Origin of the sequence: Nocardiopsis halophila DSM 44494 (genome assembly GCF_000341245.1) — a bacterium.
Lineage (GTDB): Bacteria > Actinomycetota > Actinomycetes > Streptosporangiales > Streptosporangiaceae > Nocardiopsis_A > Nocardiopsis_A halophila.
The window spans coordinates 10,212-27,578 of the sequence record NZ_ANAD01000196.1; the positions used below are offsets into that span (position 1 = coordinate 10,212).

At 75.0% G+C, this 17,367-nt stretch carries 11 protein-coding genes, 1 tRNA gene and 2 pseudogenes; 5 read left to right on the forward strand and 9 right to left on the reverse strand.

Annotated features, from left to right (window positions below; all coding sequences use genetic code 11):
* Positions 1-10: 10 nt before the first annotated feature.
* Genes narJ through D450_RS0122255 form a run of 3 tightly spaced genes read right to left on the reverse strand, consistent with a single transcriptional unit; the run spans position 11 to position 6,008 of the window.
* A complete protein-coding gene (gene narJ, locus D450_RS0122245) occupies positions 11-658 on the reverse strand; it encodes a nitrate reductase molybdenum cofactor assembly chaperone (RefSeq protein WP_017540847.1) in 648 nt (215 codons plus the stop codon).
* Positions 658-2,355, reverse strand: coding sequence for a nitrate reductase subunit beta (narH, locus tag D450_RS0122250; RefSeq protein WP_017540848.1), 1,698 nt, complete (start codon positions 2,353-2,355; stop codon positions 658-660). Before narH ends, narJ begins: the two co-directional genes overlap by 1 nt.
* Positions 2,355-6,008: a nitrate reductase subunit alpha gene (locus D450_RS0122255; RefSeq protein WP_026128709.1), complete on the reverse strand. Its 3,654-nt coding sequence runs from the start codon at positions 6,006-6,008 to the stop codon at positions 2,355-2,357. Before D450_RS0122255 ends, narH begins: the two co-directional genes overlap by 1 nt.
* Before the next feature lie 192 nt (positions 6,009-6,200).
* Between D450_RS0122255 and D450_RS0122260 the strand changes: the two genes are divergently transcribed.
* Complete coding sequence (locus D450_RS0122260) at positions 6,201-7,406, forward strand: MFS transporter (RefSeq protein WP_017540850.1); 1,206 nt, start codon at positions 6,201-6,203, stop codon at positions 7,404-7,406.
* Positions 7,407-7,480: 74 nt separating this feature from the next.
* Here D450_RS0122260 and D450_RS0122265 read toward each other — a convergent pair.
* The 3 genes and pseudogenes from D450_RS0122265 to D450_RS34890 form a co-directional block, all read right to left on the reverse strand.
* Positions 7,481-7,555 (reverse strand) — tRNA-Asp (locus tag D450_RS0122265).
* Between the two features lie 84 nt (positions 7,556-7,639).
* A complete protein-coding gene (locus D450_RS0122270; protein ID WP_017540851.1) occupies positions 7,640-9,283 on the reverse strand; it encodes an ABC-F family ATP-binding cassette domain-containing protein in 1,644 nt (547 codons plus the stop codon).
* 51 nt (positions 9,284-9,334) lie between these two features.
* Positions 9,335-9,454: pseudogene (locus D450_RS34890) on the reverse strand (winged helix-turn-helix transcriptional regulator); the annotation flags it as partial.
* 193 nt (positions 9,455-9,647) lie between these two features.
* Between D450_RS34890 and D450_RS34310 the strand changes: the two are divergent.
* A complete protein-coding gene (locus D450_RS34310; protein WP_051063638.1) occupies positions 9,648-11,105 on the forward strand; it encodes a serine/threonine-protein kinase in 1,458 nt (485 codons plus the stop codon).
* A gap of 55 nt (positions 11,106-11,160) precedes the next feature.
* Positions 11,161-11,589, forward strand: a complete 429-nt coding sequence (locus D450_RS0122290) for an RNA-binding S4 domain-containing protein (protein ID WP_017540854.1) — start codon at positions 11,161-11,163, stop codon at positions 11,587-11,589.
* 18 nt (positions 11,590-11,607) lie between these two features.
* On the opposite strand, the gene D450_RS0122295 is transcribed toward D450_RS0122290, so the two are convergent.
* Positions 11,608-12,525 (reverse strand): SDR family oxidoreductase, encoded by a 918-nt coding sequence (locus tag D450_RS0122295; protein ID WP_017540855.1) that lies wholly within the window; start codon positions 12,523-12,525, stop codon positions 11,608-11,610.
* Positions 12,526-12,730: 205 nt separating this feature from the next.
* Between D450_RS0122295 and D450_RS31960 the strand changes: the two genes are divergently transcribed.
* Positions 12,731-14,188, forward strand: a complete 1,458-nt coding sequence (locus D450_RS31960) for a hypothetical protein (RefSeq protein ID WP_051063639.1) — start codon at positions 12,731-12,733, stop codon at positions 14,186-14,188.
* Here the strand turns inward: D450_RS31960 and D450_RS34895 are convergent.
* A complete protein-coding gene (locus tag D450_RS34895; RefSeq protein ID WP_051063640.1) occupies positions 14,185-15,120 on the reverse strand; it encodes a hypothetical protein in 936 nt (311 codons plus the stop codon). The two genes, D450_RS31960 and D450_RS34895, sit on opposite strands and share 4 nt — an antisense overlap.
* A 178-nt stretch (positions 15,121-15,298) precedes the next feature.
* A pseudogene (locus tag D450_RS35770) lies at positions 15,299-16,642 on the reverse strand (phosphodiester glycosidase family protein); the annotation flags it as partial.
* On the opposite strand from D450_RS35770, the gene D450_RS0122310 reads away from it, so the two are divergent.
* On the forward strand, positions 16,542-17,207 hold the full coding sequence (locus tag D450_RS0122310; RefSeq protein WP_017540856.1) for an AIM24 family protein: 666 nt from the start codon (positions 16,542-16,544) through the stop codon (positions 17,205-17,207). The pseudogene D450_RS35770 and the gene D450_RS0122310 overlap by 101 nt on opposite strands.
* The last annotated feature ends 160 nt before the right edge of the window (positions 17,208-17,367 follow it).

Here is a 17,367-nt window from a genome sequence, read left to right on the forward strand (position 1 = left end):
TCGACCGTGCTCACGGCGCTCCCACCCCCGGCATCCCCAGATCGACGGGGGTGCGCTGCGCCCCGTAGGGCTCCAGGCCCACGTCCTCGGCGGGCGGCCCCTGCTCGGCCAGGCGGCGCGCCTGGCTCCGCTGGGCCGCCGCCGGGGGCGGCAGGGTCGCCGCGACCGCGTCGAGCACCCCGGCGTAGGGCGTACCGTGCCGGTGCAGGGCCGCGCGCAGCAGCTCCAGGCCCGGTTGGAAGCGGCGCAGCAGCGCCTCGCCCCACTCGGTGTCGCCCCGGGAGGCGAACTCCAGCACCACGCACAGGTGGTCCGGCAGCTCCTGCGGTCCGGGCCGCCAGCCGCACCCGGCGTAGATCTCCTTCAGTCGGGCCAGGGCGTGCCCGCGCCTGCGCGTGTCCCCGTCGGTGTAGAAGGTCAGGTGCAGCGCCCGGCGGCGGCGCATGTCGAAGGTCTCCACGTAGTGGGCGCCCAGTTCCAGCTCCCCGGCCGCCGAGGCGTGGGCGCAGAACGCGGCCAGCCCTTCACGCGCCGGTCCGGCGGGCAGCTCCTCCACGGCCGCGCGTACCGCCGGCAGCCGCTCCAGCATGCCCCGGTCGGGGTAGTCCAGCAGCAGGGCGGCGGCGCGCCGGACCACCGCGGCGTCCCGTGCGCGCATCACCGCTCCTCCCCTCGCGGAGGGAAGAGCCCTTCGGGCCGGCCGTTTCCGTCCCAGTTCAACAGGTTCACCCGGCCCTTCAGGTCGGCACGGTCGGCGGGGGCGTCGCTGCTCTGGCGCGTCCTGAGGGCGTGGAAGGTCTCCACACTGGCCGGGTCGGGCCGCCCGGAGGCCTCCCCGAACGGAGGCGCGGGGGCGCGGCCGTGCGCCGGGCCCATCCCGCCCATGCCCGGCCCGGACTCGAAGTCCAGGCTGCACCCGATCTCCTCGATCACCCCCCGGTCGGCGTCGTCGACGCCGTAGGCGGTGGGGATGACGTAGCGGTCGTCGTACTTGGCCAGCGCAAGCAGCCGGTACAGCTCCTCGACGCGGGCGCCGGTGGTGCCGGCCTCCCGGGCGATGGACTCGTCGCGCTCCTGGCCCAGGTTGATCCGGCGCATGTAGGAGCGCACGGCGGCCAGGGTGCGCAGGGAGTGCTCGACCGGCCCCGGGTCGCCCGCGGTGAACAGTTCGGCCAGGTACTCCACGGGGATGCGCAGGGCGTCGATGGCGCCGAAGAGGTTGTGCACGTCCTCCCCGTCGTGGCCGGCGGCCCCGACCGCGTCCACCACCGGTGAGAGCGGGGGGATGTACCAGACCATGGGCAGGGTGCGGTACTCCGGGTGCAGCGGCAGGGCGATCCGGTGCCGCGCGATGAGCGCGTACACGGGCGACCTGCGGGCCGACTCCAGCCAGGCCTCGGGGATGCCGTCGCGGCGGGCCGCCTCCTGCACCTCGGGGTCGTCGGGGTCGAGGAACACCCCGAGCTGGGAGCCGTAGAGGTCCTTCTCGTCCTCGACCGCCGCGGCCGGCCCGACCCGCTCGACGTCGTAGAGGACCACGCCGAGGTAGCGCAGGCGCCCCACGCAGGTCTCCGAGCAGATGGTGGGCATGCCCACCTCGATCCGCGGATAGCACAGCGTGCACTTCTCGGCCTTGCCGGTCTTGTGGTTGAAGTAGACCTTCTTGTACGGGCAGCCGGTCACGCACATCCGCCAGCCCCGGCACTTGTCCTGGTCGACCAGGACGATGCCGTCCTCGACGCGCTTGTACATCGCCCCGCTCGGACAGCTGGCCACGCACGAGGGGTTCAGGCAGTGCTCGCAGATCCGCGGCAGGTAGAACATGAACGTCTGCTCGAACTCGAAGCGGACCTTGTCGCCGACCCGCTGCACCACCGGGTCCTGGGAGGCCAGCTCCGGGCCGCCGGCCAGGTCGTCGTCCCAGTTGGCGCTCCAGGAGACCTGCATCGGCTCGCCGGTCAGCAGCGAGCGCGGCCGGGCCACCGGGATGTCGTCGCCCAGCGGGGCGGTGATCAGGTGGCCGTAGTCGTAGGTCCAGGGCTCGTAGTAGTCGTGGACGGAGGGCATCACCGGGTTGGCGAACAGGGTGGCCAGCTTCTTGAGGCGGCCCCCGGCGCGCAGCTTGAGCCGGCCCGAGCGGGTGCGGACCCACCCGCCCTTCCACCGCTCCTGGTCCTCGTAGCGGCGCGGGTACCCCTGGCCGGGGCGGGTCTCGACGTTGTTGAACCAGGCGTACTCGACACCGCTGCGGTTGGTCCAGGCCTGCTTGCAGGTGACCGAGCAGGTGTGGCAGCCGATGCACTTGTCCAGGTTCATCACCATGGCCACTTGGGCCATGACGCGTCCGATGGCCATCAGTACTCCACCTCGCCGGTGCGCTTGCGCACGACGGTGACCTCGTCGCGCTGGTTGCCGGTCGGTCCGATGTAGTTGAAGGCGTAGCTGAACTGGGCGTAGCCGCCGATCAGGTGGGTGGGCTTGACCAGCAGACGGGTCAGGGAGTTGTGGATGCCGCCCCGGCGCCCGGTCGTCTCGGTCTTGGGCATGTCCACCACCCGCTCCTGGGCGTGGTAGATGTACACCGTCCCGGCCGGCATGCGGTGCGAGACCACCAGCCGGGCCGCGATCACCCCGTTGCGGTTGACGGCCTCGACCCAGTCGTTGTCGCGGGCGCCGATCGCCTCGGCGTCGGCCGGGCTCATCCACAGCGCCGGGCCGCCGCGGGAGAGCGTCAGCATCAGCAGGTTGTCCTGGTACTCGGAGTGGATCGACCACTTGGAGTGCGGCGTCAGGTAGCGCACGGACACCTCGCGCTCCCCTCCGGCGCCCAGGGCCGGTTCCCCGAAGAGGCGGTGCATGTCCAGCGGCGGCCGGTAGACCGGCAGCGCCTCGCCGAACTCCAGCATCCAGTCGTGGTCGACGTAGAAGTGCTGCCGCCCGGTGAGGGTGTGCCAGGGCTTGGCGTTCTCCACGTTCACGGTGAACGGCGAGTAGCGGCGGTCGGGCGCCTCCTTGCCCGACCACTCCGGGCTGGCGCCCACCGTCGTCGGGCGGGCCTGGGTGTCGCTGAAGACGACGCGGCGCTCGGCGCCGGCGTGGACGAGGTCGGAGAAGTCGGTCCCGGTCCGCTCCGCCAGCCGCTCGAACCCCTGGGCGGCCAGCCTCCCGTTGGAGGTCCCGGACAGGGCCAGGATCATCTCGCAGGCCTTGACGTCGGTGTCGAGCAGCGGCCGGCCGTCGGCCACGCCCCCCTGGACCGCGCCGTTGCGCTCGCGCAGCCACTCCACCTCGCGGTCGGGGGTGAAGGANNNNGCCGCCAGGCGCTCGGCCACCGCCGGGTAGTCGCGCTCCACCACCACCAGGTTCGGCATCGTGCGTCCGGGCACGGGGCGCTCGCCCGTGCGCTTCCAGTCCGGCACGGTGCCCCCCGGCTGGGCCATCTCCCCCGGGGTGTCGTGGGCGTGCGGGGCGGCGACCAGGTCCTCGGCGGCGCCGAGCCGGGACTCGGCGAGGCCGCTGAACACGCGCGCGAGCCCGTGGAAGGCGTCGAAGTCGGTGCGCGCCTCCCAGGGCGGGTCGATGGCCGGGGTGAAGGCGTGCACGAAGGGGTGCATGTCCGTGGTGGACAGGTCGTGCTTCTCGTACCAGGTCGCGGCCGGGAGCACGATGTCCGACATCAGCGTGGTGCTGGTCATCCGGAAGTCCAGGCTCAGCAGCAGGTCGAGCTTGCCCTGCGGCGCGGGCTCGCGCCACCGCACCTCCGCTGGGCGGTGGGCGGTCCCCGCCTCCGCGCCCTGCACCGAGGAGTCGGTGCCCAGCAGGTGGCGCGAGAAGTACTCGCTGCCCTTGGCCGAGGACCCGAGCAGGTTGGACCGCCACACGGTGAGCACGCGCGGCCAGTTCTCCGGCGCGTCGGGGTCCTCGGCGGCGAAGCGCAGCCGTCCGGCCTCCAGCTCCTCGACCGCGTACTCGGCGGGGTCCTTGCCCGCCTCGCGGGCCTGGCGGGCCAGGCGCAGCGGGTTGCGGTCGAAGGTGGGGTAGGAGGGCATCCACCCCATCCGCGCGGAGGCCGCCACCAGGTCGGCGGTGTGCCGTCCGGCCACCGAGCCCGTCCCCAGCGGGGAGGCCAGGGCGTCGGCGCCGTAGGTGTCGTAGCGCCACTGGTCGGTGTGGGTGTACCAGTAGGCGGTGCCCGCCATGAAGCGCGCGGGCCGGCCCCAGTCCATCGCCGAGGCGTAGGCGGCCCACCCCGCGCTGGTGCGGCACTTCTCCTGGCCCACGTAGTGCGCCCACCCGCCGCCGTTGACCCCCTGGCAGCCGGTGAGCAGCAGCAGCCCCAGGAACGCCCGGTACATGGTGTCGCCGTGGAACCACTGGTTGGTGCCGGCGCCCAGCACGATCATGGCGCGGCCGCCGCTGGCCTCGGCCGTGGCGGCGAACTCCCGGGCGATGCGCACCGCCCGGTCCGCCGGGACCGAGGTCAGGCCCTCCTGCCAGGCCGGCGTGCAGGGCTGGGTGGGGTCGTTGTAGCCCACCGGCCAGGTCCCCGGCAGCCCCTCGCGCCCCACCCCGTACTGGGCCATCATCAGGTCGAGGACGGTGGTGACGGTGTGCCCGCCCAGGGTGCGCACCGGGACCCCGCGGCGCATCTCGCGCCCGTGCCCGTCGGCGGTGTCGAAGCGGGGCAGCGCCACCTCGGCGGCGGGGGCGCCGGGGGCGTGGAAGGTGAGCAGCGGGGTGCGCCCGCCGGTGCGCAGGTTCCACTTGCCGGCCCCCTCCTCGCCCCACCGGTGGCCCAGGGTGCCGCCGGGGACGTAGGGCAGCCCGGTCTCCTCGTCGACCAGCAGCGGCTTCCACGCGGCGTTGGCCTCGCCGGCGGTCTCCTCCAGGTCGGCGGCGGTGAGGAACTTGCCGGGCACCCGCACCCCGTCCCGCTCCTCCAGGCGGACCAGGAAGGGCAGGTCGGTGTAGGTGCGCACGTAGGAGTCGAAGGCCGGGGTTCGCCGGTCGGCGAAGTGCTCGCGCAGGACCACGTGCCCCATGGCCAGGGCCAGTGCGCCGTCGGTGCCCGGGTGGGGCGCCACCCACTCGTCGGCGAACTTCGCGGCGTCGTTGTAGTCGGGGGCGACCACCACCACCTTCTGGCCCCGGTAGCGGGCCTCGGCCATCCAGTGGGCGTCGGGGGTGCGGGTGACCGGGACGTTGGAGCCCCACAGCACCAGGTAGGCGGCGTCCCACCAGTCGCCCGACTCCGGGACGTCGGTCTGGTCGCCGAAGACGTGCGGGGAGGCCACGGGCAGGTCGGCGTACCAGTCGTAGAACGACAGCATCGACCCGCCGATGAGATTGACGAACCGGGCCCCGACGCCGTGCGAGACCTGGGACATGGCCGGGATGGGCGAGAACCCGGCGATGCGGTCCGGGCCGTGGGCGGCGATGGTGTGCACGTGCGCCGCGGCGGCGATCTCCAGGGCCTCGTCCCAGGTGACGCGCACCAGGCCGCCCTTGCCGCGGGCCGACTGGTAGCGGCGGCGCTTGTCGGGGTCGGTGGTGATCTCGGCCCAGGCGGCCACCGGGTCGCCCAGGCGCTCGCGGGCCTCGCGGTACATGCCCACCAGCACGGCGCGGGCGTAGGGGTACCGGACCCGGGTGGGCGAGTAGGTGTACCAGGAGAAGGCGGCGCCGCGGGGGCAGCCGCGCGGCTCGTACTCGGGGCGGTCGGGGCCCACCGAGGGGTAGTCGGTGGCCTGGGTCTCCCAGGTGATGATCCCGTCTTTGACATAGACGTTCCACGAGCACGACCCGGTGCAGTTCACGCCATGCGTCGATCTCACGACTTTGTCGTGGCTCCAGCGGTCACGGTAGAACACGTCTCCCTCGCGGCCGCCCGCCTTGAACTCGGCCCGCATATCCGCGGTGGCGGGGGTCCGCGTCAGATACGTTCCGATCCGCAGCAGGAGATCCCCGGCGCTACCGGATCGACCAGCGGATTTACCGTTACTGGACATGAATCTCACCTGCCGTTTGCATTGCACCGGATTTCCCGAGACCGCGCGCCCTGGAAATGCAACCACTTCCGTCGAAGATCTCAAAGCATTTGCGCGACACGCCAGGTCCACTGGTCCCGGTCCTGCGGGGCGGCGACACCGTTCCGGCTTAGCCTGAATTCATCCGGAACCATCTCGGGGAGGGGCGTCGGCATGAACGGGACCGCGGGCAGGACCGGGGGGCGGGCGGCGGCCCGGGGCACCGCCGGGGGCAACCTCGCCCTGGCGACGGCGGCGTTCGCGCTCACGTTCTGGGCGTGGAACCTGGTGGGCCCGCTCTCCAAGACCTACACCGAGGAGCTGTCGCTCTCCCCTTCCCAGACCTCGCTCCTGGTCGCGGTCCCGGTGCTGGTGGGGTCGCTGGGCCGGATCCCGGTCGGGGCGCTGACCGACCGCATCGGCGGACGGGCGATGTTCACCGCGGTCTGCTTCATCAGCATCGTGCCGACCTTCCTCGTCGGCGTCTCCGGCGGCTCCTATCCGATGCTCCTGCTGTGGGGGTTCTTCCTGGGCATCGCCGGCACCTCCTTCGCGGTGGGCATCCCGTTCGTGAACGCCTGGCACCCGCCCGAGCGGCGCGGCTTCGCCACGGGCGTGTTCGGCGCGGGCATGGGCGGGACCGCGCTCTCGGCGCTGCTCACCCCGCACCTGGTGAAGGCGCTGGGGCTGTTCGCCACCCACCTGGCGATGTGCGCCGCCCTGGCGGCCATGGGCGCCGTCATGTGGGCGTTCAGCCGCGACGCGCCGTCGTGGACCCCGAGCACCGAGCCGGTGCTGCCCCGGATGCGCGACGCCCTGCGCCTCAAGGCGACCTGGCAGATGGCCCTGCTGTACGCCCTGGCCTTCGGCGGCTTCGTGGCCTTCACCACCTACATGCCGACGCTGCTGACCACGGCCTACGCCTTCGCCCAGACCGAGGCCGGGCTGCGCACCGCGGGCTTCGCCCTGGTGGCGGTCGTGGCCCGCCCCGTCGGGGGCGTGCTCTCGGACCGGGTCGGGCCGGTACGGGTCTGCCTGGCCTCGTTCCTGGGGACCTGCGTGTTCGCCGTCGTCCTGGCGTTCCACCCGCCCGCGGAGTTCCCGGCGGGCCTGTCCTTCGTGCTGATCGCCTTCGCCCTGGGGCTGGGGACGGGGGGCGTCTTCGCGCTCCTGGCCACGCTGGTCGAGCCCTCCCGGGTGGGCACGGCGACCGGCCTGGTGGGTGCGGCCGGCGGCCTGGGCGGCTACTTCCCGCCGCTGCTGATGGGCGGCGTCTACCAGGCCACGGGGGCCTACACCATCGGCTTCGTGCTGCTGGCGGCGGTGGCCCTGGCGGTGGCGCTGTACACCTCGCGGGCGTTCCGCACCGCCGAGTCCTGAGGGCCGGCCGGTGCCCGCACGGGGCGCGCACACGGGAAAGGCCCGGAACCGACCGGTTCCGGGCCTCCGCTGTGCGGTCCTGACGGGATTTGAACCCGCGGCCTCCACCTTGACAGGGTGGCGAGCACTCCTAACTGCTCCACAGGACCATCGACGCCGTCACACCCCTCCGGGGCGCCCCGCGTCCGCTGCACACCACTCTAGCGGGGTTTTCCAGTGCTCTGTCCCACTGCTCACGCGCGGACCCGGCGCACCCGCCCCTCGTCCCACACCGGATCGTCCGAGGCGTAGACCCCTCCGTCCGCTCCGAACACCAGGAACCGGTCGAAGGAGCGCGCGAACCAGCGGTCGTGTGTGACGGCGAGCACAGTTCCCTCGAAGCCCTCCAGAGCCGCCTCCAGGGCTTCGGCGGACTCCACGTCCAGGTTGTCGGTGGGCTCGTCCAGAAGCAGCATGGTGGCGCCCGAGAGCTCCAGCAGGAGCACCTGGAAGCGCGCCTGCTGCCCTCCGGAGAGGGAGTCGAAGCGGGTGTCGCGCCGGTGCACGAGCTCGTAGCGCTGCAGCGCCGGTGCGGCCAGGTCCAGGGGCAGGGCGTGGTCCTCTTCGAGGATCGCCGCGAGCGTGCGCCCGTTCCACTCGGGGTGGTGGTGGGTCTGGGCGAAGTGCCCGGGCACCACCCGGGCGCCGAGCCGGGCCGTTCCGGTGTGCTCCACGGCCCCCTCGTCGGCCAGCAGCCGCAGGAAGCGGGACTTTCCCGACCCGTTGGAGCCGAGCACCCCGATCCGCTCGCCGTAGAACACCTCGGCGGTGAACGGCCTCATCAGGCCGGTCAGCTCCAGGTCGGTGCAGGTGAGCGCGCGCACGCCGGTGCGCCCGCCGCGCAGGCGCATGTCGATGCGCTGGATCCTGGGCGGCTCGGGCGGCGGCCCGGCCTCCTCGAACCGGGCCAGCCGGGTCTGCGCCGCCCGGTAGCGGCTGGCCATGTCGTCGTTGTTCGCGGCCTTCTGGCGCAGCCGCCGCACCAGCGCGCTCAGCCGGGCGTGCCGCTCGTCCCAGCGGCGGCGCAGCTCGGCGAAGCGGGCGTGCCGGTCCTCGCGGGCCCGGTGGTAGCTCTCGAAGCCGCCGCCGTGCACCCACGCCGACGCGCCGGCGCCCTTGCCGCCCTCCAGGGTGACCACGTGCGTGGCGGTGGCCGCCAGCAGCTCCCGGTCGTGGCTGATGAACAGCACCGTCTTGGGGGTGGCCCGCAGCCGCTCCTCCAACTCGCGCTTTGCTCGAACATCCAGGTAGTTGTCGGGCTCGTCGAGCAGCAGCACATCGTCGGGGCCGCGCAGCAGGGCCTCCAGCACCAGGCGCTTCTGCTCGCCGCCGGAGAGCGTGCCGAGCCCGCGGCGGTGGGCGCGGGCGTAGGGCAGGCCGATCGCCTCGACGGTGCACACGTCCCAGAGCACCTCGGCCTCGTAGCCCCCGGCGTCGGACCAGTCGGACAGGGCCTGGGCGTAGCGCAGCTGCACGGCCTCGGTGTCGTCCTCCACCATGGCCGCCTCGGCGGCGTCCAGCTCCCGGCCGGCCCGCCGCACGCCCGGCGCCGACACCGACAGCAGCAGGTCCCGCACGGTCGCGTCCGCGGGCAGGGCCCCGGCCGCCCGGGAGCCGATGAACTGGCGCATCACGCCGATCCGCCCGCTGCGGGTGACGGCGCCCTCGTGCGCCTCGGCGTCCCCGGCGATGATGCTCAGCAGGGTGGTCTTGCCGCTCCCGTTGGCCCCGACGAGCACGGCCTTCATGCCGTCGCCCACCCGGAAGGAGACCTCGTCCAGCAGAGTTCCCCCGTCGGGGAGCCGGTAGGAGACGCCTGCGACGTCGATGTGGCCCATGGCGGTCAGCCTGCCAGCGCGGCGGCGGGGCGTCGAAAGGTTTTCCGGGGGTCAGGAGTGCAGCTCCTCGATGCGCTCCTTGTGCTCCTCCCCCCAGTCGCCCAGGGGTCCCGGCGCCGTGTCGAGGGAGCGGCCGAAACCGGTGAGCGAGTACTCCACGCGCGGCGGCACCGCCTCGCTCGGCGAGGGTGCGGAGCCCTCCGACGACGTCTCGGCCCTGGTCCCGCTGCTGCGGAGCTGAGGGGTAAGGCAAGTGTCGCCGTTCGGCACAGGAGGAGCGCGCCGCTACCGACGTCCTATGGAGGCAGAAGCGGAGTGAGGGGAAGGCGCGATGACGACACCTGCCGGAGGAGAAGGCGGTGGGATGCCCGAGCGGATCGGGCCCTACCGGATCACGGACCAGATCGGACGCGGCGGCCAGGGGACCGTGTACCTGGGCACCGGCCCCGACGGGGTCGAGGTGGCGGTCAAGGTGCTGTCCGGCTCCTGGGAGGGCGGAGACCTGCAGCGCGCGCGCTTCGCACGGGAGCTGGAGTCGGTGCGCCGCGTGGCGCCGTTCTGCACCGCGGCCGTGGTGGAGGCCGACGTGGAGGGCGATCCCCCCTATATCGCCAGCGAGTTCGTGCGCGGCCCCACGCTGCGCGCTGCGGTGCACAAGGAGGGGCCGCGTACCGGGGCGTCCCTGGACCGGCTGGCGGTGGCCACGGCGACCGCGCTGGTGGCGATCCACAGCGCAGGGGTGGTGCACCGGGACTTCAAACCGGCCAACGTGCTGCTGGGCCCGGACGGGCCGCGGGTCATCGACTTCGGGATCGCCCGGACCGGCGATGCGACCCTCACCCAGACCGGATCGGTGACCGGCACGCCGGCCTACATGGCGCCCGAGCAGATCCGGGGCGCGCGCGTGGGGCCGGAGGCGGACGTGTTCGCCTGGGCGGCGGTGATCGCCTTCGCCGCGTCGGGCCGGGGCCCCTTCGACGGGGACAGCGTGCACGAGGTGCTGCACCGGGTGGTCACCGAGGAGCCGGACCTGGAGGCGGTGCCCGAGCGGCTGCGGCCGCTGCTGCAGGCCTGCCTGGACAAGGACCCGGCACGGCGGCCCACCGCGGTGCGCGTCCTGGGCGCGCTGGTGGGCCGGGACCCGGGGCCGGAGGCCGAGGCGTCGTCCGAGGCGGTCACGGAGGTGCTCCGGGAGGGGGCCTCGGCGGCGGCGGGCCGCACGGTGGTCGCGACGGTCCCCCTGGCGCCCGCCCCGACGGCGCCCCTCGCCTCCGGTGGGACGGCCCCGGACGCGTCCACTGCGCCGCCCGCAGAACCGCCCACCGGGCCGACCGCGACCGCGCCCCGGGAAGCGCGGGGGCGCGGACGGCGCCGGCGGCGGCCGGCGGGCGCGGTGGTCCTGGCCGTCCTGGCGGTGCTGCTGGTCGGCGGTGCCGCGTGGGTGCTGGCCAACGGCCTCCCGCAGGCGGGGTGGTGGACCCTGCCCGACGCCGTCCCCGCGCGGGACACCGCCCCGGCCGAACAGGACCCCGGGCAGGAGCCGCAGGCCCCCGGGGAGGGCGGGGAGCCGACGCCGGAAGGAGCCGGCGACCCCGTCGGCACGCCTGAGCCGGATCCCGAAGGGACGCCGGAGGAGGCCCCGGAGGAGACGCCCGAGCAGACCCCGGACTACACGCCGGAGGAGCCGCACGGGGAGGAGCCCGAGGAGCCGAACGAGGGGACGGGCGCCCCCGCCGAACCGGAGCCCAGCGGGGCCTGGGTCCCCTCCTCCGCCGACGAGGGCCCCACGGCGGCGTGGCCGGACGGCGAGGGGAGCGCCTAGCATTCGGGGGAGGGCGCGTGCCGCCCGAGGACCGCCGAGCAGGAAGGGGCGCACCGTGTCCGACCAGCCCGCCGACGCCGACGGGCCCCCGCTGCCGCAGGGGCCGCAGAGCACCCGCATCGACAAGTGGCTCTGGGCGGTCCGGCTGGTCAAGACGCGGGCCGAGGCCGCGCAGGCCTGCCGCGGCGGGCACGTGCGGCTCAACGACCGCCCGGCCAAGCCCGCGGCCGCCGTCGGCCCCGGCGACGAGGTGCGCGTCCGGCTGCACGGCACCACCCGCGTGGTCGAGGTCGCCCACGTCCTGGAGAAGCGGGTGGGGGCGCCCATCGCCCGCCGGTGCTACGTCGACAACACGCCCGAGCCGACCGCGGCCGCGCCGCCGCAGGCGTTCGCGCCCCCGCCCCGCCGGGAACGGGGTGCCGGGCGCCCCACCAAGCGGGACCGCCGCAAGATGGAGCGCCTGTGGCGCGAGGGCCTGGGCTGACCGGCCCGGGCCGCCGGCTCACCGGTAGCCGGTGGTGTCCGCCTCCCGGCCGGCGTACTGCACCTCGGACATGTAGCGCCAGGCGTCGGGGCGGCTGCCGTCGGTGTCGGTCAGGCCGTACACCTTGGCGAGGTGGCCGCTGGAGACCGTGGTCCCGGTCCACCGGGCCGCGTCCGGGTCGGCGGCCAGGGCCGCCACGCCCCGGCCGACCAGGGCCGGCGACTCGGAGATGGCGAAGTGCGGCTCCTTGGCCACCGCGTCCCGCCAGTTCTCCTCGGACACGCCGAAGTGCTCCAGCATCGCCTCGGAGCGCAGCCATCCCGGGGTGACCGCGACCGCCGCGCCGCCGTGGTCGCGCAGCTCGTGCGCCTGGGCCTTGGCCAGGCGCTGCACCGAGGTCTTCACCAGGTCGTAGAACAGTCCGACGTCGGCGCGGTACCCGGCGTTGAACTCGGTGGTGCCGTCGGTCATCTCCACCACGAGCGCCCCGGGGCGGCGGATCATCAGCGGCAGCGCGAAGTGGCTGGTGGTCACGTGCGTGTCGATGCCCAGGCGGAGCATGCGCAGGCCCTGTTCCAGGTCGTGCTCCCACAGGCGGCGCCCGAACTCGGTGTAGACGTCGCCGCCCCACACGTCGTTCACCAGCACGTCCAGGCGGCCCTGCTCGGCGCCGATCCGCTCGACCAGCGCCTTCACCTGGTCCGGGACCAGGTGGTCCACCTGGACGGCGATACCGGTGCCCCCGGCGCCGTCCACAAGCTCGGCGGTCTCCTCGATCGTCTCCGGGCGCCCCATCTCCGAGCGCGCGGTGCGCGTGGTCCGGCCGGTGGCGTACACCGTGGCCCCCTCGCGGCCCAGCTCCACCGCGATCGCCCGGCCCGCTCCGCGCGTGGCCCCGGCGACCAGCGCGACCCGTCCCTCCAGTGGTCGGTCCATGCTCCTGATGCCCCCTTCGTCTCCGTGTTCCCTCCAGGCTCGCGGAGCTTCCTGACACCTTCTGTCAGGTCTGTCCTACGGACACGTCCGGCAGCGGAGCGGAGGGGGAAGGGGAATGTCGCCCCGGGGAGACAGGGCCTGGGGCGGAGGAGAGCGTCCCATGGGGTGAGGAGTCGGACGAAGCGGACGAACCGGAGGTGGTCCTGTGGCGGCGGCGACCGCGCCGGAGCGCATCGGCCCCTACCGCGTCACCGCGCGGCTCGGCCGCACCGTCTACCTGGCCGCGGGGCCGGACGGCGCCCCGGCCGCGGTCACGGTCGGGGCCGCGGCCGCCGCCCCCGCGCTGCGCGCGGCCTCGGGGCTGTGCACCCCGCGCCTGCTCGCCGCCGAGCCCGGCGCCGATCCCCCCTACACCGCCTCCGCGCACGTGCCCGGCCCCGACCTGGCCTCCGCGGTCGAGCGGGACGGCCCGCTGCGCGGCGCCGCCCTGGACCGGGTGGCCGTCGCCGCCGCCACCGCGCTGGCCGCGCTGCACCGGGCGGGCGCCGCGCACGGCCGCCTCACCCCGGGCGACGTGGTGCTGGGGCCGGACGGCCCGCGGGTGGTGGGCGGCGGCACGCCGTCCCCCGCCGCGTGCGCGGCCGACGTCTACGCCTGGGCCGAAGTGGTCGCCTTCGCCGCGCGCGGGCGGTTCCCGGTCGACACCGAGGACCTGGTGGCGGTGCCGGACCGGCTGCGCGGCGCCCCGGCGGACACCGCGGGCGTCCCCGGACCGCTGCGCCGGCTGGCCGACGCCTGCCTCCTCGACGACCCGGACCGGCGCCCCGCCGCCGCCGCGGTGCTGCGGGCGCTGCTCGGACTCCCCGCCGGCGGGGGCGCGGGCGAGGAGGAGGTGCTCCGCGCGGGGGCGCGTGCGGCGGACGACCCCGCGACGCGGGTCCCGGACGGGGCGCCCGTGCCGGGGCCGGCCGAGCGCATCCGGGTGGTGGAGGCGTCCGAACCCCCGTCCGTGCCCGAACCGCCGAGCCTGCCCCGGCGCCCGAACGCGCACGGAGCCGGCCGTGCGGTGACGTCCGCCCCTGCGGGCGCGGAGGCACCGCTCCCCGCGGAACGGGCGCCGAAGCGGACGCACCTGACCGACCGCGAGAGGGCGCGCAGGCGGCAGCGGTTCCTGCTGGCGGTCTCCGCCGGGTGGCTGCTCGCCATGGGCGGGCTCGCCGGTTGGGCGGTGCTGAACGGCGTGATCGGGCCCGAGGCGCCCCCGGAGCAGGCGGCGCCCGTCGCTCCCGGCGGCTCCCCCGGCCCGTCGCCCGCCGACGCCCTCCAGGGCGGCAGCACCGAGGCACGGGACGAGGCCGACGAGGGCAGGGAGCGCGCCCCTGAGCCGAGCCCGTCGCCGAGCCCGCCCGTGAGCGCTTCGCCCAGCGCCTCTCCCGGCGCCACCCCCAGCACCTCGCCGTCGCCCCAGGAGCCGCCGAGCGATCCTCCGACGGACCCGCCATCCGATCCGCCCACGGACCCGCCGAGCGACCCGCCTACGGATCCGCCCTCCGACCCGCCGAGCAATCCCCCCAGTGACCCGCCGAGCGATCCGCCGAGCGACCCGCCCAGCGACGCGCCGACAGCCCAGCCCCCGAACACGCCGAGCCCCTCGGCCCTCTAGGGAACGAGCCCCAGCTCGGCCGTGAGGTCGGAGATGACCACCCTGCCCTTGTAAGAGCGGGCGCCGTCCGTCTCAACCAGGTACACCGACTCCACGGTCAGTGGCTGCACGACGTCGTCGGGAACATCGAACTCCACCTGCCGCGGCCCCTTCCAGGCGACCCGGGGGCCGTACAGGGGATGGCGGACGCCCTCGGCGTCGACCACGGCCAGGGCGACCGTCGCCCCCTTGCCGTCGCCCTTCACCTGGAGGCCGAACCCGAACGCCGCGGGGCGCGCGGGGATCGGCTCCGGCGGGAGCGCATAGGCCGCCCTCGTCCGGGCCGACTCCGTGAAGTCGTAGCGGACCGCGACCCCGTGCCCGTGCCCTCCTTCGACCGGTCGCAGCGAGGCGTCCGCGCGTACGCCCTCGGCCGTCCACGCGTCACCGTCCTCGAAGGAGGCCAGGCTCCCGGTCGCCGAACCGATCGACACCGGCACCTCGACGCGCGCGCCACCGGCCTCGACGGTGACCTCCCCCGCCCCCTTGTCCGCCCCCGGCCACACCTCGAACCTGCCGTCCTCATGGCGCTCCACCGACACCAGGTCCGGGTCGGCCCGCACGTGGGAGTCGCCCGGCTCCACAGGAGCGCGGGTGCCGTCCGGCGCCACCCCCGCTACGACGAACGCATCGGAGTCCCCCCGCCCCGGGAAGTAGAGCCGGTCGGGCTCGGCCGCCAAGCGCTCCGGGCCGGGAAGCACCTCCAGCTCCACGCTCCCCTGCACTCCGGACGCCTCGCCCGTCACCTGTACGGTCCCCGGGGCCCCGCCCCGGAACGCGCTCCCGTGCACCGTTCCGTCCGGCGCGGACAGCCGCAGCCCTGATGGGCGCGCTCCACCGGCGACCGGGCCGAACGCCGCGTCGTGCAGGTCGGCCTCCAGGGTGCGGCGCATCCCGGAGAAGAGCCGGTGGGGGTCGTCCTGCGCGGGCGCCTCCGCACCGTGGCCGGGCCGGTGGNTCCAGCCGGGGCCGCAGCCACAGCCCGGACGGCGTGCCGTCGCCCGCCGGGGCGGTGACCACCAGGCCGTTGGGGACCTCCCGGGGCGCCTCGCCGGTGCGGTTGCGCACGCTGAGCCGCCGCCCGCCGGGGTCGCGGGCCAGCAGGGCCGACGATCCGCCGCCGTCGAGCTCGATCGCCTCGGTGGCGCCGGCCTCCCGCAGCGCCTCGGCCACCTCGCCCAGGGTGGCCCCGGGGGCGCCCGGCACCCGGCCGTCGACGGCCACCGCCACCATGCGGGTGCCGCCGGCGCCGAACCCCAGGGCGGTGCGCGGCTGGCGGGCGCCGTCGTCGGCGCCGGTGGGCCGGCCGTCCCGGAGCAGCACACGGCGGCCGCCCAGCACGGTCCGGGGCCGCTCGCCCCCGGCCTCGATCCGGTACTCGGCGGTGACCGGGTCGCCCTCGTCCAGGCCGGACAGCAGGTCGGCCCCGGCGCCCCGCCCCACCAGCACCCGTTCGCCGGCCGGGACGGGCCCCTTCCCTGCGCCCGCGCGCACCTCGCGTACGGTGCCCCGGGCCAGCACCGCCTCGGCGACCCGGTCGGCGCCGCGCACGGCCCGCGTGCGCGAGGCGGTCCCCCACTCCTCGGTGAACAGCCCCAGCCCGTCCTCGGGGATCCGGGGCGCGTTCAGTGCGTCGAGCCGGACCGCGCCGGCGGGGGTGCGCACGGTTCCGGTGAAGCGCACCTTGCGCACGGACCCGCGGCCGTCCCCGCCGATGACGGCCGCGTAACGGCGGGGCGGGGGGGGGNCGCGTAACGGCGGTCCGGTGCGGGCGAGGAGAGCGCCCTGCCCTCTTGGACGGCCGCGCCCAGGGGCGCGGAGGAGGCCCCGGCGTCGAAGAAGTCCCCGTTGAGCGCGGCGACGGTACTGCGGCCTTCGGGGACGGGGTGGGCGCCGGCCATGTCCGCCACCGGCGCGGTTCCCGCCACCGCGCCGCCGTCGATGTAGTGGACCTGCACGCCCGCGTCCAGGTCCGCGGTGAGCAGGGAGAGGGCGTGGCCCGCCTGGCCCGGGGGCCGGTCCAGGGCGAGGTCGACGCCGGGGGCCACCGGGGCGGTGCGCGGTGCGTCGGGGGCCGGGGACGCTTGAGCGGCGGGAGCGGCGGCCATGAGCACGGCCACCGTGGAGACCGCCGCCGTCCGCACCCGCGCCGCCCACCCACGAAGACTCTCCGTGATCACCATTGCGCATAACGTACACGCCTGCGCGCGGTGGGCCCGGGAGCCCCGGCGGAACCGTTGGTACGTTCGGCGCGTCCAGGGAGTCGGGGCACCGTGCCCCGGAACACGCCCTTCGGGAAGGGACGGGGTCACCCATGCGCAGTCCTCTGTTCGAGCAGGCACGCGAGAACGACCAGCCGGGCATGTCGCTCCAGAATCCGAAGATGCTCAGAGTCCGGTTCGACGGGGAGTTCATCGCCCGCCAGGGCGCGATGGTCGCCTACCAGGGCGACGTGGACTTCGCCTACAAGGGCTCGGGCGGCATGGGCCGGTTCCTCAAGAAGGCGTTCACCGGCGAGGGCGCGCCCCTGATGACGGTGAGCGGGCGGGGCGACGTGTTCCTCGCCCGCGACGCCTGGGACGTGCACCTGATCGACCTCGAAGGCGACTCCCTCACCGTCAACGGGGAGAACGTGCTGGCCTTCGAGCCCGGACTGAGCTGGGACATCCAGCGGGTGCAGGGGGCGGGCATGGCCGCCGGCGGGCTCTTCAACACCGTGTTCAGCGGGCACGGGCGCATCGCCGTCGCCTGCCACGGCTCGCCGGTGCTGCTCGACGTCGACCAGCCCACCTTCGCCGACACCGACGCCGCGGTGGCCTGGTCCACCTCGCTGACGACCGGGGTGCGGCGCACCGCCAAGGCGGGGGCGCTCATCGGGCGCGGCAGCGGCGAGGCCTTCCAGATCTCCTTCGAGGGGCGGGGCTTCGTCCTGGTGCAGGCCTCCGAAGGCGCGCCGGTGGCGCAACCGGCCTCGGGATGACCCCCGGCCGGGTGGCCGCATCCGGCCACCCGGCGCCGCCGGTCCGGGCACACGGCCCTGTCATCGCGGGTCCGGTGAGACGTCTGTTCAACGGTTGAACGGTTTTCGTCCCCGATCGTTGACCCCCGCGCGCGTGCGCACCTCCAATTGACGGGTGGAC